At 63.3% G+C, this 22,156-nt stretch carries 21 protein-coding genes; 11 read left to right on the forward strand and 10 right to left on the reverse strand.

What is annotated here, in order from left to right; genetic code table 11:
* Positions 1-28 precede the first annotated feature (28 nt).
* From murJ to ACZ5WT_RS06145, 3 genes are all read left to right on the forward strand, one after another.
* Positions 29-1,591 carry a murein biosynthesis integral membrane protein MurJ gene (gene murJ, locus ACZ5WT_RS06135; protein WP_464286499.1) on the forward strand — a complete coding sequence of 521 codons (1,563 nt, stop codon included), beginning with the start codon at positions 29-31 and terminating at the stop codon, positions 1,589-1,591.
* Between the two features lie 76 nt (positions 1,592-1,667).
* A complete protein-coding gene (gene trpS, locus ACZ5WT_RS06140; RefSeq protein WP_464286500.1) occupies positions 1,668-2,702 on the forward strand; it encodes a tryptophan--tRNA ligase in 1,035 nt (344 codons plus the stop codon).
* A gap of 27 nt (positions 2,703-2,729) precedes the next feature.
* Positions 2,730-3,203 carry a universal stress protein gene (locus ACZ5WT_RS06145; protein ID WP_464286501.1) on the forward strand — a complete coding sequence of 158 codons (474 nt, stop codon included), beginning with the start codon at positions 2,730-2,732 and terminating at the stop codon, positions 3,201-3,203.
* 167 nt (positions 3,204-3,370) lie between these two features.
* Here ACZ5WT_RS06145 and ACZ5WT_RS06150 read toward each other — a convergent pair whose 3' ends face one another.
* A complete protein-coding gene (locus ACZ5WT_RS06150) occupies positions 3,371-3,667 on the reverse strand; it encodes a DUF3817 domain-containing protein (RefSeq protein ID WP_464286502.1) in 297 nt (98 codons plus the stop codon).
* Between the two features lie 122 nt (positions 3,668-3,789).
* Here ACZ5WT_RS06150 and ACZ5WT_RS06155 point away from each other — a divergent pair, with 122 nt between their 5' ends.
* Entirely contained in the window at positions 3,790-4,356 is a 567-nt protein-coding gene (locus ACZ5WT_RS06155; protein WP_464286503.1) for a NifU family protein, read from the forward strand.
* Positions 4,357-4,961: 605 nt separating this feature from the next.
* Here the strand turns inward: ACZ5WT_RS06155 and ACZ5WT_RS06160 are convergent.
* The 4 genes from ACZ5WT_RS06160 to miaB form a co-directional block, all read right to left on the reverse strand.
* Positions 4,962-5,882 (reverse strand): hemolysin family protein, encoded by a 921-nt coding sequence (locus tag ACZ5WT_RS06160; RefSeq protein ID WP_464286504.1) that lies wholly within the window; start codon positions 5,880-5,882, stop codon positions 4,962-4,964.
* 189 nt (positions 5,883-6,071) lie between these two features.
* A complete protein-coding gene (gene ybeY, locus ACZ5WT_RS06165) occupies positions 6,072-6,545 on the reverse strand; it encodes an rRNA maturation RNase YbeY (RefSeq protein WP_464287155.1) in 474 nt (157 codons plus the stop codon).
* The gene (locus ACZ5WT_RS06170; protein ID WP_464286505.1) at positions 6,542-7,573 is read right to left on the reverse strand and encodes a PhoH family protein; all 1,032 of its coding nucleotides are present in this window, start codon (positions 7,571-7,573) and stop codon (positions 6,542-6,544) included. The genes ybeY and ACZ5WT_RS06170 overlap by 4 nt, the downstream gene beginning before the upstream one ends.
* Positions 7,574-7,828: 255 nt before the next feature.
* Positions 7,829-9,223 (reverse strand): tRNA (N6-isopentenyl adenosine(37)-C2)-methylthiotransferase MiaB, encoded by a 1,395-nt coding sequence (miaB, locus tag ACZ5WT_RS06175; protein WP_464286506.1) that lies wholly within the window; start codon positions 9,221-9,223, stop codon positions 7,829-7,831.
* A 105-nt stretch (positions 9,224-9,328) separates the two neighbouring features.
* Between miaB and ACZ5WT_RS06180 the strand changes: the two genes are divergently transcribed.
* The 5 genes from ACZ5WT_RS06180 (at position 9,329) to ACZ5WT_RS06200 (ending at position 14,161) form a co-directional block, all read left to right on the forward strand.
* Positions 9,329-9,520: a hypothetical protein gene (locus tag ACZ5WT_RS06180; protein WP_464286507.1), complete on the forward strand. Its 192-nt coding sequence runs from the start codon at positions 9,329-9,331 to the stop codon at positions 9,518-9,520.
* A gap of 309 nt (positions 9,521-9,829) precedes the next feature.
* Positions 9,830-10,099: a 30S ribosomal protein S15 gene (rpsO, locus tag ACZ5WT_RS06185; protein ID WP_464286508.1), complete on the forward strand. Its 270-nt coding sequence runs from the start codon at positions 9,830-9,832 to the stop codon at positions 10,097-10,099.
* Between the two features lie 421 nt (positions 10,100-10,520).
* Positions 10,521-12,665, forward strand: a complete 2,145-nt coding sequence (gene pnp / locus ACZ5WT_RS06190) for a polyribonucleotide nucleotidyltransferase (protein WP_464286509.1) — start codon at positions 10,521-10,523, stop codon at positions 12,663-12,665.
* 67 nt (positions 12,666-12,732) lie between these two features.
* Positions 12,733-13,266 (forward strand): alpha/beta hydrolase, encoded by a 534-nt coding sequence (locus ACZ5WT_RS06195; protein ID WP_464286510.1) that lies wholly within the window; start codon positions 12,733-12,735, stop codon positions 13,264-13,266.
* 268 nt (positions 13,267-13,534) lie between these two features.
* Positions 13,535-14,161, forward strand: a complete 627-nt coding sequence (locus ACZ5WT_RS06200) for a L,D-transpeptidase (RefSeq protein WP_464287156.1) — start codon at positions 13,535-13,537, stop codon at positions 14,159-14,161.
* Positions 14,162-14,600: 439 nt separating this feature from the next.
* Here the strand turns inward: ACZ5WT_RS06200 and infB are convergent, their stop codons facing one another.
* Genes infB through rimP form a run of 4 tightly spaced genes read right to left on the reverse strand, consistent with a single transcriptional unit; the run spans position 14,601 to position 20,384 of the window.
* Positions 14,601-17,438, reverse strand: a complete 2,838-nt coding sequence (gene infB, locus ACZ5WT_RS06205) for a translation initiation factor IF-2 (protein WP_464286511.1) — start codon at positions 17,436-17,438, stop codon at positions 14,601-14,603.
* Positions 17,431-18,132, reverse strand: a complete 702-nt coding sequence (locus tag ACZ5WT_RS06210; RefSeq protein WP_464286512.1) for an RNA-binding protein — start codon at positions 18,130-18,132, stop codon at positions 17,431-17,433. The genes infB and ACZ5WT_RS06210 overlap by 8 nt, the downstream gene beginning before the upstream one ends.
* Positions 18,133-18,161: 29 nt before the next feature.
* Positions 18,162-19,766, reverse strand: a complete 1,605-nt coding sequence (gene nusA, locus ACZ5WT_RS06215) for a transcription termination factor NusA (RefSeq protein ID WP_464286513.1) — start codon at positions 19,764-19,766, stop codon at positions 18,162-18,164.
* Complete coding sequence (gene rimP, locus ACZ5WT_RS06220; protein ID WP_464286514.1) at positions 19,767-20,384, reverse strand: ribosome maturation factor RimP; 618 nt, start codon at positions 20,382-20,384, stop codon at positions 19,767-19,769.
* Positions 20,385-20,716: 332 nt separating this feature from the next.
* Here rimP and ACZ5WT_RS06225 point away from each other — a divergent pair, with 332 nt between their 5' ends.
* Together ACZ5WT_RS06225 and ACZ5WT_RS06230 are read left to right on the forward strand one after the other, a co-directional pair.
* On the forward strand, positions 20,717-21,022 hold the full coding sequence (locus tag ACZ5WT_RS06225; protein ID WP_464286515.1) for a hypothetical protein: 306 nt from the start codon (positions 20,717-20,719) through the stop codon (positions 21,020-21,022).
* A gap of 345 nt (positions 21,023-21,367) precedes the next feature.
* The gene (locus tag ACZ5WT_RS06230; RefSeq protein WP_464286516.1) at positions 21,368-21,640 is read left to right on the forward strand and encodes a hypothetical protein; all 273 of its coding nucleotides are present in this window, start codon (positions 21,368-21,370) and stop codon (positions 21,638-21,640) included.
* Positions 21,641-21,661: 21 nt separating this feature from the next.
* Here the strand turns inward: ACZ5WT_RS06230 and ACZ5WT_RS06235 are convergent, their stop codons facing one another.
* Positions 21,662-22,066, reverse strand: a complete 405-nt coding sequence (locus ACZ5WT_RS06235; protein WP_464286517.1) for a winged helix-turn-helix transcriptional regulator — start codon at positions 22,064-22,066, stop codon at positions 21,662-21,664.
* Positions 22,067-22,156 lie beyond the last annotated feature (90 nt).

Genomic DNA, 22,156 nt, shown 5'->3' on the forward strand with positions numbered 1-22,156 from the left:
CCCCCGAACCGCGAGGGCGTGCCCCCCAATGAGTCTTTACCGCAATTTCCTCTCCGTGGGCGGCCTGACGCTGGTCTCGCGCGTTGCCGGCTTTGCCCGCGATGCGCTGATGGCCGCCGTGCTCGGCACCGGCCCTGCCGCCGACGCCTTCTTTGCCGCCTTCCGCTTTCCCAACCTGTTCCGGCGCCTGTTTGCCGAAGGCGCCTTCAACACTGCCTTCGTGCCGTTGTTTTCGGGCGCGCTGGAGCAGCAGGGGCGAGAACCGGCGCTCGATCTGGCCTCGCGCATCATGGCCTGGCTCGTCGCTATGCTCGTGGTCGTCACCATCCTGGCCGAAATCTTCATGCCGCAGCTGATGGTCGTCTTCGTGCCCGGCTTTGTCGACGAACCCGAAAAGTTCGACCTCACCGTACTGCTGACGCGCATCATGTTCCCCTATCTGGCCTGCATGTCGCTGATGGCGGCCTATGGGGCGATCCTCAACTCGCTCGGCCGCTTCTTTGCCGCCGCCTTCGCGCCGGTCATCCTCAACATCGTCAATATCGCCGCGATGATCCCGCTGGTGACCTTCTGGGTCGCCGATCCCCCGGGCGCCGCCAGCTGGGTGGCCTTTGCTACCATGGCGGGCGGCATCGCCCAGCTGGCGCTGGTCTGGTCGGCCATCAAGCGCGCCGATTTCCTGCCCGCCTTCCGCCTGCCGCGCGTCGATCCGGAAGTGCGGCGCTTCTGGGTGCTGGCCATTCCGGCCATCCTCACCGGCGGCATTACCCAGATCAACATCTTCGTCGGCACCATCATCGCCTCGGGCGCCGACAATGCCATTTCCATCCTCAATTATGCCGACCGGCTCTATCAGTTGCCGCTGGGCATTATCGGCATTGCCATCGGCACCGTGCTGCTGCCCGAGCTCAGCCGCCACCTCAAGGGCGGCCGCGAAGTGCAGGCTCGCGCTACCCAGGATCAGTCCCTGCTGATCGCCATGCTGCTCTCCATGCCTGCCGCCACGGCGCTGATCGCCATGGCCGAGCCGATCGTGCGGGTGCTGTTCGAGCGCGGTGCCTTCGATGCGCTGGCTACCACCTATACCGCGCAGGCGCTGATCGCCTTTTCCACCGGCCTGCCCGCCTATGTGCTGATCCGCGTGCTGCAGCCAGGCTATTTTGCCCGCGAGGATACCGTCACGCCCACCATTTTTGCAGGCATTTCGGTGGTCGCCAATATTGGCCTGTCGCTGCTGCTGTTCCCGCAATATCTCCATGTCGGCATTGCCGTCGCCACCTCGGCCTCGGCCTGGCTCAATGCGGTTCTGCTGGCGGTCTTCCTGGCGCGGCGCGGCCATTTCGCGCTCAGCGGCGCCGAGTGGCTCAAGCATGGCCTGATCATCCTGGTGAGCCTGCTGATGGGCCTGTCGCTCTACCTGCTGGCCGAGCGCGGCGCGGCGCATCTGGCCAGCGGCCGCCCGCTCTGGGAGCAGGCGGGCGTGCTGGCTTTGCTGGTCGGGTTCGGCGTGGCGCTCTATTTCACGCTGATCCACTTCAGCGGCGCCCAGAACTTGCGCACCCTGCTCAGCCGCCTGCGCCGCCGCGGCTGACCGCGCAACAGCCGGTTCCCATTATGTCGCCCGCGATATAAAACGAGGGTCCTGAATCACAAATTATGCGAAGATTATGTCCTTCACTGATCGCGTCTTCTCCGGCATCCAGCCTTCCGGCGACCTGCATCTCGGCAATTATCTCGGCGCCATCCGCCGGTTTGTTCCTCTGCAGGAAACGCATGAATGCATTTACTGCGTCGTCGACATGCACGCGATCACCGTCTGGCAGGACCCCGATGACCTGCGTCGCGCCACCCGCGAAGTGGCCGCCGCTTTCATCGCGGCCGGTGTCGATCCCAAGCGCTCGATCATCTTCAACCAGTCCCAGGTGATCCAGCATGCCGAGCTGGCCTGGGTGTTCAACTGCATTGCGCGCATGGGCTGGATGAGCCGCATGACCCAGTTCAAGGACAAGGCCGGCAAGAATTCCGAGAATGTCTCGCTGGGCCTGTTCGCCTATCCCAGCCTGATGGCCGCCGATATCCTGCTCTACAAGGCCACCCATGTGCCGGTGGGCGATGACCAGAAGCAGCATCTCGAACTGACGCGCGATATCGCCGCCAAGTTCAACAACGATTATGCCAAGTCGATCGCGGCGCTGGGCCAGAACGATGGCGAGTTCTTCCCCATCACCGAGCCGCTGATTGCCGGTCCGGCCACCCGCATCATGAGCCTGCGCGATGGCACCAAGAAGATGAGCAAGTCGGATCCGTCCGACCAATCGCGCATTTCCCTGCTCGACGATGCCGATGCCATTTCCAAGAAGATCAAGAAGGCCACCACCGATCCCGAGCCCCTGCCCGAGACCGTGGAAGGCCTGGCCGGCCGCGCCGAAGCCGACAATCTCGTGGGCATCTATGCCGCCTTGTCCGACAAGACCAAGGCCGACGTCATTGCCGAATTCGGCGGCAAGGGCTGGGGCACGTTCAAGCCGGCTCTGGCCGATCTGGCGGTGGCTCAGCTGGCCCCGATGGCCGATGAAATGCGCCGCCTGATCGAGGACACCACCACCATCGACGCCATCCTGCGTGACGGGGCCGAACGCGCCCGCGCCATTGCCGAGGCGACAATGGTCGATGTCCGGTCTATCGTCGGCTTCATTCGCTAGCTCGCGCAGGGTTTTCTGGAGGCGCCTTTGGTTTCGCAGGTCGAATACAAGCGGAAGTTCCTCGTCGTCATCGACAGCACCACCGAATGTGAGCGCGCGCTCACCTTTGCCGCCTATCGCGTCAAGCGCACCGGCGGCACCGTGGTGCTGATGTCGGTGATCCAGAAGCCCGAATTCATCGGTCTCGGCGTTGAAGACGTGCTGCGCGCCGAGGCCGTCGAGGAGGCCGAACGCAATCTCGATGCGCGCCTGGCGCGCATCCGCGATATCGGTGACGTGCGCAGCGAGTCGGTGATCCGCGAGGGCGAGCCGGCCGAGGAGATCGAGCGCGTCATCGCGCAGGACCGCGACATTGCCATCCTCGTGCTGGCGGCGTCCACTGCCGGCGAGGGCCCGGGGCCGCTGGTTACCCACTTCGCCGGCCGCTCCAACGCCCTGCCCATCCCGCTGACCATCGTCCCCGGCCGCATGAGCGACGAAGAGATTATTGCGATCTGCTAAGCTTCGAGCCGTCCCACCGGGTAAATCGCGCCAGTGGCGCGATTTAAGGCGAGAAGGCCACGAGACCTATGGTCGAGTGGCTCCAGCCCCTCCCCACGCACTATCTGTCCCTCCCCCTACCAGGGAGAGGCTAGGAGGGGGTCCGGGAGCCCCGATCCCACGGCCGCCTAGGCGGCGGCCGCCGCCAGTTGCTTCCGCTTCAGCAGCCCATCGTTCAAAAACGTCCCGAACGGAAAAAACGAAGCCACTGTGGTGCGGGTCCATTCCCACGCGGTAAAGCCCCTGCCCCACAGGCAGATCACCATGGCCAGGATATAGATGCCAAAGGCCAGCCCGTGGATCATCCCCACCGGCGGCACGAGATCGGGAAAGCCGAACCAGTATTTGGCGGGCATGGCGACGAGGAACAAAGCGAGGGTGGTGAGCCCCTCGAGAATCCCGATATATCTGAATGTTTTGATCATGTTATGTGATTAGCGCATATTGGCCCCGCGCCACGATGGGACCATTCGCCGCAAAAGCACTTGCGCGCGCCGCCAGAACAGCTATTTTAGAAACGTTCTAATTCCATCCGCAGGCAGCCAAGATGTTCATCCAGACCGAAGCCACGCCCAATCCGGCGACCCTCAAGTTCCTGCCGGGGCGCGATGTTCTGGTTGGCGAACCGCGCGATTTCCGCAGCCTCGAAGCCTCGGTCAATTCACCGCTGGCGCAGGGCCTGTTCGGCATTTCCGGCGTCACCGGCGTCTTCCTCGGTTCCGATTTCATTTCGGTCACCAAGGACGACACCAACTGGGCCCATATCAAGCCGGCCATTCTCGGCGTCATCATGGACCACTTCCTCTCCGGCAAGCCGGTGATCGTGGAAGGCGGCGTTGACGTGGCCAATTTCGACGAGGTCGATGAATTCTTCGAGGAAGAAGACAGCGAAACCGTCGAAGTGATCAAGGAACTGCTGGCCACCCGCGTGCGCCCGGCCGTTGCCATGGATGGCGGCGACATTACCTTCAAGGGCTTCAAGGAAGGCACCGTGTTCCTGCACATGCAGGGCGCCTGCTCGGGCTGCCCCTCCTCCACCGCCACCCTCAAGAGCGGCATCGAAAACCTGCTCCGCCACTTCGTCCCGGGCGTCGAGTCCGTGCAGCAGGTTTGAGCGCGGCCGCAGGAAAAATCGCTCCAGTGGAGCGATTTTGGCGATCAAAGCCATGAGAGCTATGCTCGAATGGCCACAAGTTAGCAGCAAGCCAAAGGCCCCGGGAGCAATCCCTGGGCCTTTTGTTTTGGGGCGGTTCCGCCCTCGCCGTCTCCCCACCCACGATGTCATCCCGGCCTTGAGCCGGGATCCATCCTGAAATCCCTCCGTTCCCGTGGTTCGTCGGCTCCGCCATCCCAGGCAGGGCTCCGGCTCAAGGCCGGGGTGACCCGGTGGAATGATCCCATTGCGCCCCCTCCCCGATGTCATTCCGGCGCAGGCCGGAATCCATGCGCGGACCGCCGCCTCGCACGTCATTCCGGGCAGAGCCCCTCTTCTCCCCTCTCACCGGCGCTGCCCACGGACTTGATCCGTGGGCCCCTCGCCTCCGCGCAAAATGAGAGTGGCCCGCGGATCAAGTCCGCGGGCAGCATCAGTGTGTTGCACCCCAAAGTTCCCACCCTCGCCCAGTAGCCTCATGGTGAGGCGCGCCTCTTGGCGCCTCGAACCAGGAGGCGTGCACCACCCAAAACCAAAAAAGCCCGGGTCACCCCGGGCTTTCAGTCTCATTCCGCGGCGGCTTTTTGGGCTTCGCTGCGTTGGTCGGTGATGGCCAGCGGCTCGGCCGGCGCGCCGTTGCTTTTGCGGCGGATCCGCAGGCGCTTGATGCGGCGGCTGTCGGCGGCCAGGATTTCGAAGTCGAAACCGGCAAGCCGGGTTACCTTCTCGCCGCGCTTGGGCACGTGCCCGGCCAGGTCGAACACCAGCCCGCCAATGGTTTCCACCTCTTCGGCAAACTCGCCGGGGTCGAAATCGGGGCCCAGCATGGTGCGCACGTCGCGCAGCTCGGCGCGGGCATCGGCAATATAAGTGTCCTCGCCCACCTTGCGGATCAGCGCGGCGGCGAGCTCGTCATGCTCGTCCTCGATCTCGCCGACCACCACTTCGAGCAGGTCCTCGATGGTCACGAGGCCATCGGTGCCGCCATACTCGTCGACAACGATCGCCATGTGCACGCGGCTGGCGCGCATCGACTGCAACAGGTCTCCCACCGGCATGAAGGTGGGCACGAACATGGCGTCGCGCTTGATGTCGAGCTTGCCGATCTTCTGGCGCAGCACGGTGGAGACCAGCTTGACGGGCACTTCCTTTTCGGGGTCCGTCACCGGCTCGGTGATCTTGCCCAGCGCGTCCTTGACGTGGATGAAGCCGACGATGTTGTCGAGATTGTCGTCATAGATCGGCAGGCGCGAATGGCGCACCTGGCGGAACCGGGCGATCAGCGTGCCCAGGTTCACATCGGCCTCGATGGCCTGGATGTCGCTGCGCTCCACCATCACGTCGCCGACCGACACGTTGGAGAGCTTCAGCACGTTCTGCAGGATCGTGCGCTCGCTTTCGGAGAAGTCCGCAGCCTCGGCGCTTCCCTGTTCGTCGAGCGCGACCTGCAGGTCGTCGCGCAATGAAACCGTGCTGCGGGCGAGCATCGCCTTGATCCGGTTCCAGATCGTTGGCCCCCGTGCTGGCACGGAGGCGGTGCTAGAAGGAGGTTCGGGATTGTTGGCGGGCGCTGTCGGGCCCAAACTACTGTCGCTGTCGTTCATGATCTCTCGCCGCAAATGCGCGGCTATCTGTCCTCATAACGGGAATACGCCGGGACCATAATGGTTCCCACCCTAGTCGGCATAGGGGTCAGCGACCCCAAGGCTTGCCAAAATCTGGGTTTCCAGGCTCTCCATCTGAAGCGCCTCGGCATCCGTCAGGTGATCATAGCCTAAAATGTGCAGAAAGCCATGCACCACCAGATGGGTGAAGTGATCGGTGAAGCTGGTGCCCTGCTCGGCTGCTTCCCGTTCGAGGGTTTCGCGCGCCAGCGTGATGTCGCCCAAAAGGCCCTCCACCGGCCCGAACGGCTCGATCTGGGGGAAGCTCAGCACGTTGGTGGAGCTGTCCTTGCCGCGCCATTGCTGGTTGAGCTCCTGCTGCTCCTCGTCATTGGTGAGCAGGATCGACAGTTCCGCCGCGCCCTTCACCTTGGGCTTGGCATGCTTGAGCGCCTCCAGAACTGCACGCTCGGCCAGCGAATCGAGATCCTCGGGCCAAGCGTCGTCGTTGCGGATGACGGCGATTTCCAGCGGCAATTGAGTCAGCGCGATATTCCTTCAGTAGCCTTCTCGGCCAGTCGTCTGGCCGTGTCGGCTTCATAGGCCCGCACGATGCGCCCGACAAGCGCGTGGCGCACCACGTCCTTGTCGTTGAAGCGGGTGATATGCACGCCCTCGACGCCATCGAGCAGATGCACCGCTTCCACCAGGCCCGATTTCTCGCCGCGCGGCAGGTCGACCTGGGTCGGGTCGCCGGTGACGATCATCTTGGAATTCTCGCCCAGGCGGGTGAGGAACATCTTCATCTGCATCGATGTGGTGTTCTGCGCCTCGTCGAGGATGACCACGGCGTTGGACAGCGTGCGCCCGCGCATGAAGGCCAGCGGCGCCACTTCGATAATGCCCGAGGCGATGCAGCGCTCGACATTTTCCGGCTTCATCATGTCATAGAGCGCGTCGTAGAGCGGGCGCAGATAGGGGTCCACCTTCTCCTTCATGTCGCCGGGCAGGAAGCCCAGGCGCTCGCCGGCTTCCACGGCGGGGCGGCTGAGGATGATGCGGTTGATGTCGCCGCGCTCAAGCAGGCTCGCGGCATGCGCCACGGCCAGATAGGTCTTGCCGGTACCGGCCGGGCCGACGCCGAACACCAGTTCGCTCCGCTCCATGGCGCGCATATACGCGTCCTGGGAGGGGGTGCGCGCGACGATGGTGGATTTGCGCGTGGCGATCTGGGCCATGCGCACCTTGCCCTTGCGCTCGAGCGTGGGCAGCGTCAGCTGGCTGTCCTCGGTCTCGATCATGCGGATCACGCCATCCACATCGGACATGGAAATGGTGCGGCCTTCTTCGAGATTGGCATAGAGCGATTCGAGCACCCGGCGGGCCTGATCGACCGAGGTGGCGCCACCCTTGACCAGCACATGGTTGCCGCGCGGCGTTGCCGTGACCTTGAGCCGCTGTTCGATCAGGGCCAGGTTTTGGTCGAAGTCGCCGTACAGCTGGGCAGCGAGGCGGTTATCTTCAAAAGCAAGTTCGAGTTGCGATGCGAGTGCGTTGTCTGCGGTCGGTGACAAATGCCTGCTCAAACTGGGGATGCTCCACGCTTAGCGCGACGCGGGCTTGCGCCGCGGATACATTTCGAGGCTAGGCCGATTTGCGGCCGGTGTCTGTAGCAATATTGTGACTGCCGTGGACAAGGACAAGCCCGCGCACCGATGTGGCCACCCCACAATCGCTGCCCGCGGACTTGATCCGCGGGCCATATCAACACGCGCCGCCTGGCGAGAGGCCCACGGGTCAAGCCCGTGGGCAACACCGGTGTTGGGTGCCTATACGGCGACCGCCGCCAGCCGTCCCACCAGCGAATTGGTGCTCGTGCCGATAATCTCCACCTGGTGGATCGCCCCGATCAGCTCGGTGGATCCCTCCAGATGCACCGCCTGCAGATAGGGCGAGCGTCCGCCGACCTGGCCGTCCATGCGGCCGGGGCGTTCGATCAGCACCGGCAGCGTCTTGCCGACGCAGCTCGCGTGGAAGGCGGTGGTCTGGGCATTGACCAGGTCCTGCAGCCGCCACAGGCGTTCATTCTTGACCTCTTCGGGCACCTGGCCGTCCAGATTGGCGCCGGGCGTGCCGGGGCGGGTCGAATATTTGAACGAATAGGCCGAGGCATAGCCGACGTCGGCGATGATTTTCAGCGTGTCCTCGAAGTCCCGGTCGGTTTCGCCGGGGAAGCCGACGATGAAGTCGCCCGAAAGCGCCATGTCCGGCCGCGCCGCCTTGATGCGCTCGATGATGGCCATGTATTCCGCGCCGGTATGGCGGCGGTTCATCGCCTTGAGAATGGCATCCGAGCCCGACTGCACCGGCAGGTGCAGATAGGGCATCAGGATATCGAGGTCGCGATGCGCATCGATCAGCGTGTCATCCATGTCGCGGGGATGGCTGGTCGTGTAGCGCAGCCGCTCCAGCCCATCGATCCCCGCCAGCAGATAGGCAAGCTCGCCAAGTCCTACGGCGCGCCCGCTGTCATTGAGCCCGTGATAGGCGTTGACGTTCTGCCCGAGCAGGGTGATTTCCTTCACCCCCGCATCGACCAGCCCGCGCGCCTCGGCCAGCACCTGGCTCACCGGCCGGCTGACTTCGGCGCCGCGCGTATAGGGCACCACGCAGAAGCTGCAGAACTTGTCGCAGCCTTCCTGCACGGTCAGGAACGCGGTCAGCCCGCGCTTGATGGTCACTTCCTTCTTGGGCGCCGGCAGGTGCTCGAACTTGTCTTCCTCGGGGAAGTCGGTGTCGATCACCGCGCGCTTGAGCGAGGGATGCAGGTGCCGCTGCGCCTCGGCCTGCGCCAGCATGTCGGGCAGCTTGTGATAGGCCTGCGGCCCGAACACCATGTCGACGACCGGGGCGCGGCGGGCGATTTCCTCGCCTTCCGCCTGCGCGACGCAGCCGGCCACGCCGATCATCACGTCGCCGCCCAGCGCCCGGCGTTCATTCTGCAATTCCTTGAGCCGCCCCAGCTCGGAAAACACCTTTTCGGAGGCCTTTTCGCGGATGTGGCAGGTGTTGAGCAGCACCAGGTCCGCCTGCGCCATGTCCAGCGTGGTTTCATAGCCATGCGGGGCCAGCGCATCGCTCATGCGGTCGCTGTCATAGACGTTCATCTGGCACCCATAGGTCTTGATGAACAGCTTCTTGGTATTGGCGCGGGTCTCGGTCATGGCGGGTCTTTAGCAGAGGAGAGGGCAAGACTCCAAGCGTCTGCGCTTGCTGGCTGCAACCATGCCGCCCCGCCGGGGGTTTCTTTCCCAAAGGAGGTTTTTGCCATGCCCCAGCCCCGCAAGACCGACGACGCCGCCGCCATGAAACACGGCAAGAAGCCCGGCCCCAAGGATTCCCCCGTGCAGGTCCGCAATGCCGGCAAGGAATCCCAGGCCGACAAGCCCACCCAATGGGACCAGCAGGATGAAGCCCTCGACGAGAGCTTTCCCGCCAGCGACGCCAGCGCGAAATATTAGGGGTGTCCCCTCTGCCCCGCCTCGTGGTTTGAGGGTCGCTGCGCTCCCGCCCCACCACCAGGTCTGCTGAAGCGCAAAGTGAAGAGTAGCCCTCATGGTGAGGTGCGCATTCTTCACGCGCCTCGAACCACGAGCACGTGCGCCGCCCGCCCCGCCCCAAAAGGCCCAATCCCAATAAATTCTGGCGTTCCGGCCCGCTTTGCACTATAGGGACGCCTGTCCCGGACCTCTGGCCCGGGCATTTTCACGGCCCCGCCTGGACGACATCCTGGCCGGGGCGACCCAATCCTCCATTAAAGGGATACTCCGATGTCGATTACGCCCGAGCGCAAGAGCCAACTCATCCAGGAATATGCAATCAAGCCGAACGATACCGGTTCTCCGGAAGTTCAGGTTGCAATCCTGTCCGAGCGCATTGCCAACCTCACCGAACACTTCAAGGGTCACGGCAAGGACAATCACTCCCGCCGCGGTCTGCTGAAGCTTGTATCGACCCGCCGCAGCCTGCTTGACTATGTCAAGAAGGTTGACGACGCCCGTTACAAGGCCCTGATCGAACGTCTCGGTCTGCGCCGCTAGTCGTGCGCAACTGAATTGTGGTTGCGGGGCTCTGCCCCGCTTCCACTCTTGCCCCGCAGATGTCCGTCGATACGGAAACGGGCGTGGCTGTATGGGACCGTCTGCAAATTCGCTGAATTGGCGAACAGTCTCGATGCGTAGACCGGCGAATGCCGGAGCATGGCAGGATTATTGGCCGCTCCAGACCGCCTCACGCTTGCAAAATCAGCTCTTGGTTTTGACCCCGTGAGGCCCGGTTCATCCTGGGGAGCGGCTTGTTGTCTTGCCCATGTTTCGTCGTCGCCAGACCGAAACCGCGCCTGATTTTGAGCCCGCGTCACACATGGGGTGTGCCGATGGGTGCGGGTGCACCGGACTTGAGTTCGCGGGATGTCCTACGCCCCTGCGTTACCGCTCACCGGCAGAATGGAAAGACGAAACAATGACCACCATCAATTTTGATCATCACAAGGTCGAGCTGAACTGGGGCGGCCAGCCGCTCACGCTCGAGACCGGCAAGATCGCCCGCCAGGCCGATGGCGCCGTGCTGGCGACCCTGGGCGAAACCGTCCTGCTCGCCACCGTGGTTTCCGCCAAGGCTGCCAAGGCCGGCGTCGATTTCTTCCCGCTGACCGTCAACTACCAGGAAAAGTATTTTGCCGCCGGCAAGATCCCGGGTGGCTATTTCAAGCGTGAAGGCCGTCCGACCGAGAACGAGACCCTGGTCTCGCGCCTGATCGACCGTCCGATCCGCCCGCTGTTCCCCGATGGGTACCGCAACGAAACCCAGGTCGTCATTACCGTCCTCCAGCACGACATGGAAAACAACCCGGACGTGCTGGCCATGGTTGCCGCCTCCGCGGCCCTGACCATTTCGGGCGTGCCCTTCATGGGCCCGATCGGCGCTGCCCGCGTCGGTTACGTCGATGGCGAATACGTGCTGAACCTGCCCGTTGACCGTCGCTCGGAATCCAAGCTCGATCTCGTCATGGCCGGCACCGAAGACGCCGTGCTGATGGTGGAATCGGAAGCCAAGGAACTCAGCGAAGAAATCATGCTGGGCGCCGTGATGTTCGGCCATGCCGAAAGCCGCAAGGTTATCGACGCCATCATCAAGCTGGCCGAGCTGGCCGCCAAGGAACCCCGCGACTTCCAGGCTCCGGACTATTCGGAACTCGAAGCCGAAGTGCTCAAGGTTGCCGAAGCCGACCTGCGCGCCGCCTACAAGATCACCAAGAAGGAAGACCGCTACGCTGCGGTTGATGCCGCCAAGAAGAAGGTCAAGGAAGCTTTTGCTGCCAAGATCGAAGCTGGCGAAGTCTCCGGCGAAGCCCTTGCCGAAGTGATCCACACCCTGCAGGCCAAGATCGTGCGCTGGAACGTGCTCGATACCGGTCTGCGCATCGACGGCCGCGACCTCTCGACCGTCCGTCCGATCGTGTCGGAAGTCGGCGTTCTGCCGCGCACCCACGGCTCGGCCCTGTTCACCCGTGGTGAAACCCAGGCCCTGGTCGTTGCGACCCTGGGCACCGGTGAAGACGAGCAGTTCATCGACTCGCTCGAAGGCACCACCAAGCAGAACTTCCTGCTGCACTACAACTTCCCTCCATACTCGGTGGGTGAAGCTGGCCGCATGGGTTCCCCGGGCCGTCGCGAAATCGGTCACGGCAAGCTCGCATGGCGCGCCATCAACCCGATCCGTCCGTCGGTCGAAGAGTTCCCCTACACGATCCGTATCGTGTCCGAGATCACCGAATCCAACGGTTCGTCCTCGATGGCGACCGTCTGCGGTACCTCGCTGGCGCTGATGGATGCCGGCGTGCCACTGGCGCGTCCGGTTGCCGGTATCGCCATGGGCCTGATCCTTGAAGGCGAGAAGTTTGCTGTTCTCAGCGACATTCTCGGTGACGAAGATCACCTCGGCGACATGGACTTCAAGGTGGCTGGCACCGAAGCCGGCGTCACCTCGCTCCAGATGGACATCAAGATCGCCGGTATCACCGAAGAGATCATGAAGATCGCTCTGGAACAGGCCAAGGGCGGCCGTATCCACATCCTGGGCGAGATGGCCAAGGCCATCACCGCGTCCCGTTCGGAAGTGGGCGAATTCGCTCCGCGCATCGAAACCATGAAGATCCCGACCGAAAAGATCCGCGAAGTGATCGGCACCGGCGGTAAGGTCATCCGCGAGATCGTCGAAAAGACCGGCGCCAAGATCAATATCGAGGACGACGGCACCATCAAGATCGCCTCCTCGGACGGTTCGCAGATCGATGCGGCCATCAAGTGGATCAAGTCGATCACCGATGAAGCCGAAGTCGGCGCCATCTATCAGGGCACCGTCGTCAAGACCGCCGATTTCGGCGCCTTCGTGAACTTCTTCGGCGCCAAGGACGGCCTCGTGCATATCAGCCAGCTGGCCGAAGCCCGCGTTGCCAAGACCACCGACGTGGTCAAGGAAGGCGACAAGGTCTGGGTCAAGCTGCTCGGCTTTGACGAGCGCGGCAAGGTCCGCCTCTCCATGAAGGTTGTCGACCAGGCAACCGGCAAGGAAATCGTCAAGTCCGACGAAGCCGCCGCCGAATAGGCCGCTGCACAAAACGAAGGCCCGGAGCGATCCGGGCCTTTTCTTTTGACGGGACGGGATTGCTGACATGGTCCACATCCTCCTCATCCAGGGCGCAGGCCTGGGGGCCAGCGATGCCCTCGTCGCCGCCCTCCGGCAGCAGGCCGCGCCCGGCGTCACCATCGAGGCGCCTGCCATGCCGCAGGCCGATGATCCCAGCGCCGCAAGCTGGCTTCCCGCCATTGGTGCAGCCTTGCAGCGGCAAACCCAGCCCTTCGTGGCCATCGGCCATTCGCTGGGCGGTTCGACCCTGCTGCAATGGCTCGGCGCCAATCCCGAGCCTATAAACCTGCACGCCGTGATCACCGCTGCCGCTCCCTATTGGGGCGCGGGCGGCTGGAGCGCCCAGGAGTTCGCCCTGCCCTCCGGCGCCGCCGGGCAACTTGGCGCTCTCCCCTGCATCATGCTGAACGGCGACGCCGACGATACGGTGCCGGTCGACCACCTCGCGCTTTATCGCGCGCAGCTGCCCCAGGCCGAGACCCGCATCGTCCCCGGCATGGATCATCTCTGGTCGGATGGAGCCGCGACGCTGCTGCAGCTCGCCGCTCGCTTCATGTGAAGCAAACAGCAAGAAATCTTGCAGAAATCTGCCAGCATGCTGCAAACCCACGCCTGTAACGATTCCGGCCGATTCCGCGGTGTGTCCGGCTGGCAACACCGTGTCAGCCATCAATTTTCTGCGAGGAACCGGCCGCCATGCTGCGCATTGGGCGAGTGAGGCTTTCCTGCACTAGCGAACCAACGGACTGCAGCATAGGTCTCTGGCTACAAACACAATTTGCGTCACTCCTGCCCCAGGACTCACCTTGCTTTCTCGTCGTTTGTTCATGATCGGGCTACCGGCCGTCGCCCTGGCGGCTTGTACCTCAACCCGCACCCCCGTCGTGCAGGAACCGCAGATCGATCCCTATTACCAGCGCATGTACGGCGCCGTCATCGGCGAGCGTTTTCCTGTTGCTGCCATGGACTTGCGCCGCGTCGACCCCAAGTGGTGGCGCCAGGAAGTGGCCGATCCCACCGGCGAACGCCCGGGCACGCTGGTCGTCGATACGCCCAACCGCTTCCTCTATCTCGTGCAGGAAGGCGGTCGCGCGCTGCGTTACGGCATCGGCGTCGGCAAGGACGAAGCGCTGGTCTTCCGCGGCAACGCCTATATCGGCCGCAAGGCTGAATGGCCCCGCTGGACCCCGACCCAGTCGATGATCAAGCGCGAGCCCGAGCGTTACGGCCCCTATGCCGGCGGCATGGACGGCGGCGAGACCAATCCACTGGGTCCGCGCGCGCTCTATCTCTACCGCGATGGCCGCGACACCCTGTTCCGGCTGCATGGCACGACCGAGCCCTACACCATCGGCACCAATGTCTCCTCGGGCTGCATTCGCCTGATGAATCAAGACATTATCGACCTCTATGCCCGCGTGCCCACCGGCGCCAAGGTCGTGGTCTACAACTAGGCCGCCCCGCCGGGTCAATGCCGCGGCAGCGGGGATCCTTGCTTCGGAATCCGTAGTCACCGAGGTGAAGCTCACCGCTGTCGCGACACTGGCCCGGCATCAGAAATACCAAAGGCCCGCTCACCGAGCGGGCCTTTTTGTTTTTGGTCGCAGGCACTTAGCAATACTGTCCACCCCCACCGGGTCACCCCGGCCGTGAGCCGAGGCCCATCCCGAGGTCTTCTAACGGCCGCCAGGTGGGCCGAACGATCGATCCCCCTCGTCGCTCGACCTCAGGATGGATCCCGGCTCAGGGCCGGGATGACATCGTGTTTGTGACAGACGTGGTGCGTCCCCATCACCCGAACGAGGGTCATACGCGGTAGCTAACTCTCCGCCCCGCATAAACAAAAAGGGCGCGGTGTGGACCGCGCCCTTTTCAATTCGATCGGCAAAAGTCTTACAGCGAGCGCTGCACCGTCTCGACGCGGAAGCATTCGATGACGTCGCCGGCACGCATGTCTTCGTAATTCTCGAAGGCCATGCCGCATTCCTGACCCATCTGCACTTCCTTGACTTCGTCCTTGAAGCGCTTGAGCGTCTTGAGCTTGCCTTCGTGGATAACGACGTTGTCGCGGATGAGGCGCACGCCAGAGCCACGCTCGACCATGCCTTCGGTGATGCGGCAGCCAGCAACCTTGCCGACCTTGGTAATGTTGAACACTTCCAGGATCTCGGCATTGCCGATGAAGGTCTCGCGACGTTCCGGCTTGAGTAGGCCGCTCATGGCGTTCTTCACGTCCTCGATGAGGTCGTAAATGATGTTGTAGTAGCGGATTTCGATGCCGTCGCGGGCAGCCAGTTCGCTGGCCTGCTTGTTGGCACGGACGTTGAAGCCGAGCACGATGGCGTTCGATGCCGAAGCCAGCGTCACGTCGCTTTCGGTGATACCACCCACGGCAGACATCAGGATCTGCGCCGACACTTCGTCGGTCGAGAGCTTGTTCAGCGAAGCCACGATGGCTTCCACCGAACCCTGCACGTCGCCCTTGATGATCAGCGGGAACTTGGCAATGCCGGCCACCTTGAGCTGATTCATCATCTGCTCGAGGCTGGTGGCGCCGCCGCCGGCCGTCTTTTCACGGATTGCGCGCTGACGGTATTCGGTGACTTCACGGGCACGCGCTTCGGTCTCGACGACCGAGAAGCGGTCGCCGGCATTCGGCACGCCGGTAAAGCCCAGCACTTCCACGGGCACGGACGGACCGGCCTGCTTGACCTGCTCGCCCTTGTCGTTGATCAGGGCGCGAACGCGGGCAAACTCGGTACCGGCAACCAGGATGTCGCCGATCGAAAGCGTGCCACGCTGCACCAGCACCGTTGCTACCGCACCACGGCCGCGATCGAGCTTGGCTTCGATGACCAGGCCCTCGGCACGGCCGTCGCGGGCCACCTTGAGCTCCAGCACTTCAGCCTGCAGCAGGATGGTCTCGAGCAGCTTGTCGAGGCCTTCGCCGGTCTTGGCCGACACTTCCACGTCCAGCACGTCGCCGCCCATGGTTTCCACGAACACTTCGTGCTGCAGCAGTTCGGTGCGCACCTTCTGCGGATTGGCCGACGGCTTGTCCATCTTGGTGATGGCCACGATGATCGGAACACCAGCAGCCTTGGCATGCTTGATGGATTCGATCGTCTGCGGCATCACGCTGTCGTCCGATGCAACCACCAGGATCGCGATGTCGGTCGCCTGGGCGCCGCGGGCACGCATGGCGGTGAACGCCTCGTGGCCCGGAGTGTCGAGGAAGGTGATCTTGGCGCCGTTGCGCTCCACCTGATAGGCGCCGATATGCTGGGTGATGCCACCGGCTTCACCAGACACCACATTGGCGTGGCGGATTGCGTCGAGCAGGCTGGTCTTGCCGTGGTCAACGTGACCCATGATGGTCACGACAGGCGCACGATCGGTCAGATCCTCGGCCTTGTCGTCAGCAGGAATGTCGTAGAGGCCTTCTTCCACGTCGGCTTCCGACACGCGCTTGACCGTGTGGCCCAGTTCGCTGGCGATGAGTTCGGCCGTATCAGCATCGAGCACATCGTTGATCGTGGCCATCTGGCCCTGCTGCATCAGCATCTTGATGACGGTGACGGAGCGCTCGGCCATGCGGTTGGCCAGTTCGGCAACCGTGATGACTTCCGGAATGACGACTTCGCGGCTGAGCTTGGGCGCTTCCTGCTGGTTGCGGCCCATCTTCTTGTCGCGACGACGGCGCATTGCGGCCAGGGACGGACCCTTGTCGCGATCGTTCTCGGTGGTCGCGCTCGAAACCGTCAGGCGGCCACGCGCATTGGTGTCGGCACCGGTGCGACGGGTCGGACGTTCCGGTGCTGCGCGCGAGGCACGACGTGCATTCTCGAGTTCAGCTTCGGTGGTCGGACGGGTCTGCGGTGCGCCGGTGCGGATCTTGCGGCCATCGGCCTCGCTCGGCGGTGCGGGCGGCACATTGCCGATTGGCGCCATGCCGGCACCAGCCGGACGAGCACCGGCCGGACGGCCTGCGGTACCGGAGGGGCGGGCACCCGGAGCGCCCGGACGTGCGCCAGCGGCGCCCGGCTTGATATAAGCGTTGGCACCGCGCTCGCTTTCGGGGCGGGTATTGCTTGGGCGCTCGACACGCGGCGGGCGCGGCGGCTGGCCGGGACGGCCAGCGACGACGCGAACGCTGGAGGGGCCAGGATTGCGCTGCGATGCAGGCGTATAGGGGGCAGCTTCCTCGGCAGGCTTTGCAGCCGGCTGGGCAGCAGCGACCGGAGCGGGAGCCGCGGGCGTTTCGACCACAGGGGCTGGCGCCGGGGCCGCTTCAGCATTGCGGCGCTCTTCTTCGGCGCGCTCGGCTTCTTCGCGGATCTGGCGACGGCGCGCGTCTTCTTCCACGCGGCGCGCTTCTTCAGCGGCAAAGCGTTCCTTGTCTTCAGCCTGGCGGGCGCCGGCCAGCGCCAGAGCCTGGCGGCGTGCCTCGGCTTCCGCCGCGCTCAGACCGAGCGGTGCGCGCTGCTGGGCGCCGGGGCGTCCACCGGAGGGACGCTGGCCCTGCGACGCGCCCGAACCCGGCTGCGGCCGGTGGGGCGCGCTCGGAGTATTGGGCTTGGGAACCAAGCGCGTGCGCTTTTCGACGACAACTGTCGAGCGCGAAGGACCGCGCGACACGCCGGGACGGTTGCCCAGGCCAGGGCCGCCCTTCAATGTCAGCGTCTTCTTCGCGCCAGTGTCGTCAGTGCGCTTGTCGTCGTTATCAGCCATGTATCTCGCGTCTTTCGTCGTGTGCCTCGGGCAAAAACTCACCGTCAACCGCGGAGCGGTCGGTGAGCTCTTCCTTCGGTTTGGCGGTATAAAGGGCCAGTCTTCTGGCCTTTTCTACTGCCGCTTGGGCCGCTGCCCCTTTTGTTAGGGCAGCATGTATCACATTTTCAAGGCCAAGTGCCAAACCCATTTGCTCTGAGGAGAGCAATTCGAAATGAGGCACTTCGAAGCCTTCGATTTCTTGTTCCGCTGCAGCATAGTGCAGCGCCTTGAGTGGGCCGACCATCTTGCTGCGGCCGTCTTCGGCGGCGTCGGTGGCGGTGATCAGGGCGATCAGGTCACCCGTCTCGATCAGGCCGCGCACCTTGGTGGCGCCGAAGGTCAGCTGCCCGGCCTTGCGAGCCATGCCCAGCGCGCTGAGATAGCGCTGCTGCAGGCGCAGCTCGGTCAGCCCCGGCAGGTCATCTGGCAGCTTGACCTCGCTCTTGAGGCTGCGCGCAAAGACCTTCTTCTTGACGGCCTCGGCCACCGCATCGCGGCTGAGGGTGATCCAGACGCCACGACCTTCGGCCTTGGCCTCGGTATCGGGCACCAGGACCCCGTCGGGTCCGAGTACGAAGCGCACCATCTCTGCCACGGGCCTTTCAGCCCGTGTCAGAGCGCACATCCTGGTCGTTTCTTCGCGGCGGGCCATGATCTGGTGCCCTCGCTCAGGTTCGGCCCTTAGGCCGAAGCCTCTTCGGTGGATGCATCGGCTTCAGCGTCTTCGGCCGGCACTTCGTCTTCGTTGATCCAGCCAGCCTTGATGCGGGCCTGCAGGATCATGTCTTCAGCTTCCTCGCGGCTGATCGGGAAGTCCTTGAACGTCCCTTCGAAACGCTTGGTTTCGCCGTCCTTGCGCTCGCTCCAGCCGATCAGGTCGTCGGCAGCGCAACCGGCAAAGTCCTCGACGGTCTTGACCCCATCCTTGCCCAGCGCGACCAGCATGGCAGCGGTGAGGCCCGGGATTTCATAGAGTTCGTCGTCGACGCCGAGCTTTGTGCGCTCTTCGTCATTGGCACGGTCGATGGCCGCCAGATATTCGGTGGCGCGGTTCTGGATTTCGCTGGCGGTTTCTTCGTCGAAGCCGTCAATCGAGGCGATTTCATTGGCGTCGATATAGGCAAGTTCCTCAACCGAGGAGAAGCCTTCGGAAGCCAATAGCTGGGCAACCATCTCGTCAACGTCAAGGGCCTGCATGAACAGGCTCGAGCGTTCGGTGAATTCCTTCTGACGGCGTTCGCTTTCTTCCTGCTCGGTCAGGATGTCGATATCCCAGCCGATCAGCTGCGAAGCCAGGCGCACGTTCTGGCCACGGCGGCCGATGGCCAACGACAGTTGCTCGTCGGGCACCACGACTTCGATGCGTTCGGCCTGCTCGTCGAGCACCACCTTGGCAACGTCGGCCGGCTGCAGCGCCGAAACCACAAGGTCGGCAATGGTGTCGGTCCACGGAATGATGTCGATCTTTTCGCCCTGCAGTTCGCCAACAACGGCCTGCACGCGGCTGCCGCGCATACCAACGCAGGCGCCGACCGGATCGATCGAGCTGTCCGAGGAGGTCACGGCGATCTTGGCGCGCGAACCCGGGTCACGGGCGATCGAGCGGATGGTGATGACACCATCGTAGATCTCGGGCACTTCCTGCATGAACAGTTTGGCCATGAACTGCGGATGCGTGCGGCTGAGGAAAATCTGCGGGCCGCGCTGCTCGCGGCGCACGTCATAGACATAGGCGCGGACGCGATCACCGTAGCGGAACATTTCGCGTGGGATCAGCTCGTCGCGGCGGATAATGGCTTCGCCACGACCCAGGTCGACGATGACGTTGCCATATTCGACGCGCTTGACCGTGCCGTTGACGATCTCGCCGATGCGGCTGAAATATTCGTCATACATGCGCTCGCGCTCGGCATCGCGCACCTTCTGCACGATGACCTGCTTGGCGGACTGTGCAGCGATACGGCCGAATTCCATCGGCGGCAGCGGCTCGGTCAGGAAATCGCCGACCTTGGCTTCCGGCGACTTGAGCTGGGCCTGCTTGAGGTCAACCTGGCGGCTGGGCTCTTCGACCTGATCGACGATCTCGAGCAGGCGCCACATGCGGGTTTCGCCCGAGCGCGGGTTGATCTCGACCTTGATCTCGGTTTCCGCGCCATAGCGACCCTTGGCGGCCTTCTCCATGGCGTCCTGCATCGCTTCGATCACGACCATGCGGTCGATCGACTTTTCGCGGGCAACGGCATCTGCGATCTGCAGCAGTTCGAGGCGGTTTGCGCTCACAGCCATTTAGTGGATCTCCTCGGAGTCTTCGTCTGTATCCTGGAACGCGACCGTTTCGGTCTCGTCGTCGTCGATCGGGTGGGCTTCCTGGTCCAGGCGCGCCTTTTCCATCAACGCATCGGTCATCACCAGCTTGGCATCGGCCAGGGTGGACAGCAGCAGCCGGTGGTCGGGATCGGTGCCGGTGGGCGCGTCGGACACGGTGATGACAACCGCCTCGTCGTCCACCGACTTGATGGTGCCACGGAAGCGCTTGCGGCCATTGATCATGTCCGCCAGCTCGATCTTGACCTCATGGCCAAGATGGCGCGCGAAATCGCGCTGCCGCACCAGCGGACGGTCGATGCCAGGCGAGCTGACTTCGAGATGATATTCCCGTTCGATCGGATCTTCGACATCGAGCACCGGTGAGAGATCCTTGCTGAGGGTCTCGCAGTTGACGATGGTGAAGCGGCCGTTTTCGTCTTCGGCCATGATCTGGAGCGTGCAGCCGTTCTCTTGAGTGATCTTAACCCGCACAAGGGCAAAGCCCAGGCCATTGGCCACGGGCTCTACAATACGGGCGATCCGGGCTTCCAGGCCCGTTTCCTTGATATAGCGCTTTTCGGCGAGGTCGAAGCTCATCGGTCCCTGGGGTAATAAAAAAGAGCGGGGCCGGGCGGCTCCCACTCTGCAAATTGCTAGAGATGTTGGCCCCTGTATAGCGCTGAACCCAGCAAACCGCAAGGGGGCGGCATGGTTGGTGCCGGCCGTGCCGCTGGTGTTCCGGGGCAGTCACCTGGATGAAACCGGGTGTGCCAAAGGAAACCCAGACACAGCCGAAACCCTTGATACCATTCGTAAAACCGTGGGCACCATGTTCAGAACTTCAAGGGCGGAAATCGCCAAAAAAGCGGCTTGCGGTTCGGCTTTGACGAGATCATCTGCAGGCTGTTCAACACGAAAGGAACATCCCAATGATCAAGAATACGATTATCGCCCTCGTCGCCGCTGCCTCGTTCGCTGGCGCTGCCGCCCCTGCTTTTGCTAGCATGGAGATCGTCTCCGAGCCGACCGAGATCAACACGGCCTTCGGTAGCGGCTCGACCGAAATGCGTGAATTCATCGCCAACTCGGTGCTGACCCAGCTGCAACAGAGCGGCGTGAAGGCGACTGCCGTGGAAGACTGGAGCGGCCTGATCCGCGCCTATGTCACGCTCGACGACGGTTCGCAGGTCATGAAGTTCTACCGCCCCGGCTCGCTCGCTGAGGTCACCCTCTAAAGCCTGGCCTGCACACGGCGCCGCTGGCTCGCCAGCGGTGCCCGTACCCCAGGGTCGCCCAAGCCCCCCGCTCCCCCCCCCATTTTCCCGATCGATCAGGTTCCGACACGTTGCCGTCATGCGACAACGTTTGCGGCGCGCAAGCCCTTGTTGTGGACGAGCGTCACCCAGGCGACACCCAGTGTCTCCGATGAAACCTAGGATCACCGGAAACCCCTGATATCTCTCAGAAAACTCTCTATGCGCCGGACCGAATTACAAGAGCAGATTCCATGAAAATTCGCTCTTGAGGTCGGGCAGGGCCGAGATCATCTCCGATGTGTTCAAACACGAAGGAGACCAAAAATGGTCAAGAAGACGCTTGTGGCCCTGATGGCCGCTGCATCGATTGCCGGTATTGCTGCTCCGGCCTTTGCCAATGGCCTGGTGGGTGACGGTTCCACCGAAATGCGCGAATTTCTCGCCGAAATGACCCAGACCGAGTTGCAGCAGCGGGGCGTCAACGCAGAATATGTCGACGAATGGAACGGTATGATCCGCGCATTCGTGACGCTGCCGGATGGCACCCAGACGATGCAGTTCTTCGACTCTGCCACACTCCAGCAGGTCCACCCCTAGCACTGCACCCGGCGCCGCCGCCTATTGGCGGCGCCAGCTATCCTGCTGCGGATGAATGAGCCGGATGACAGGCTCGCCCCCCGAGGCATCGAAGCGTTCCCGGGCTTTGACAACCTGGGCCCGGTGTAGATTGGCAAACGCCCGCCAACCATCGGCGAGTTCAAGCAGTTCGCGCCCGAGGTCGGTAAGCTCATAGTCGACCCGAGGCGGAATTGTGGCGAACATGGTGCGGGACACGAAGCCGTCACGCTCCAGTTCACGCAGGGTAATTGTCAGGGTTTTTTGCGAAATGCCGTCGGCATGGCGCTTGAGTTCGTTGAAGCGCAGTGTCTGCTCGCGCAACAGGGTGACGATGGTCAGCGTCCATTTTCCCGGGCGCATCACCAGCATGTCATCGTCGAGCTCGAAACTGGCGAGTGCGGACATGGGGAAGCCTCGATTTTCTTATTGAGCTTGCCAATATGGGAACTGGTTTTGCCGCTTCCAGCCCCCCTCATTGGCCTAGCCGATCTAGTC

The organism is Devosia sp. T2-14 (assembly GCF_055397495.1).

Bases quoted from the DNA above. Each gene is read 5' to 3' on its own strand.
- murJ (WP_464286499.1), top strand. From the start codon at position 29: ATGAGTCTTTACCGCAATTTCCTCTCCGTGGGCGGCCTGACGCTGGTC.
- trpS (WP_464286500.1), top strand. From the start codon at position 1,668: ATGTCCTTCACTGATCGCGTCTTCTCCGGCATCCAGCCTTCCGGCGAC.
- ACZ5WT_RS06150 (WP_464286502.1), bottom strand. From the start codon at position 3,667: ATGATCAAAACATTCAGATATATCGGGATTCTCGAGGGGCTCACCACC.
- ACZ5WT_RS06155 (WP_464286503.1), top strand. From the start codon at position 3,790: ATGTTCATCCAGACCGAAGCCACGCCCAATCCGGCGACCCTCAAGTTC.
- ACZ5WT_RS06160 (WP_464286504.1), bottom strand. From the start codon at position 5,882: ATGCTCGCCCGCAGCACGGTTTCATTGCGCGACGACCTGCAGGTCGCG.
- miaB (WP_464286506.1), bottom strand. From the start codon at position 9,223: ATGACCGAGACCCGCGCCAATACCAAGAAGCTGTTCATCAAGACCTAT.
- ACZ5WT_RS06180 (WP_464286507.1), top strand. From the start codon at position 9,329: ATGCCCCAGCCCCGCAAGACCGACGACGCCGCCGCCATGAAACACGGC.
- rpsO (WP_464286508.1), top strand. From the start codon at position 9,830: ATGTCGATTACGCCCGAGCGCAAGAGCCAACTCATCCAGGAATATGCA.
- pnp (WP_464286509.1), top strand. From the start codon at position 10,521: ATGACCACCATCAATTTTGATCATCACAAGGTCGAGCTGAACTGGGGC.
- ACZ5WT_RS06195 (WP_464286510.1), top strand. From the start codon at position 12,733: ATGGTCCACATCCTCCTCATCCAGGGCGCAGGCCTGGGGGCCAGCGAT.
- ACZ5WT_RS06200 (WP_464287156.1), top strand. From the start codon at position 13,535: ATGATCGGGCTACCGGCCGTCGCCCTGGCGGCTTGTACCTCAACCCGC.
- infB (WP_464286511.1), bottom strand. From the start codon at position 17,438: ATGGCTGATAACGACGACAAGCGCACTGACGACACTGGCGCGAAGAAG.
- ACZ5WT_RS06210 (WP_464286512.1), bottom strand. From the start codon at position 18,132: ATGGCCCGCCGCGAAGAAACGACCAGGATGTGCGCTCTGACACGGGCT.
- nusA (WP_464286513.1), bottom strand. From the start codon at position 19,766: ATGGCTGTGAGCGCAAACCGCCTCGAACTGCTGCAGATCGCAGATGCC.
- rimP (WP_464286514.1), bottom strand. From the start codon at position 20,384: ATGAGCTTCGACCTCGCCGAAAAGCGCTATATCAAGGAAACGGGCCTG.
- ACZ5WT_RS06225 (WP_464286515.1), top strand. From the start codon at position 20,717: ATGATCAAGAATACGATTATCGCCCTCGTCGCCGCTGCCTCGTTCGCT.
- ACZ5WT_RS06230 (WP_464286516.1), top strand. From the start codon at position 21,368: ATGGTCAAGAAGACGCTTGTGGCCCTGATGGCCGCTGCATCGATTGCC.
- ACZ5WT_RS06235 (WP_464286517.1), bottom strand. From the start codon at position 22,066: ATGTCCGCACTCGCCAGTTTCGAGCTCGACGATGACATGCTGGTGATG.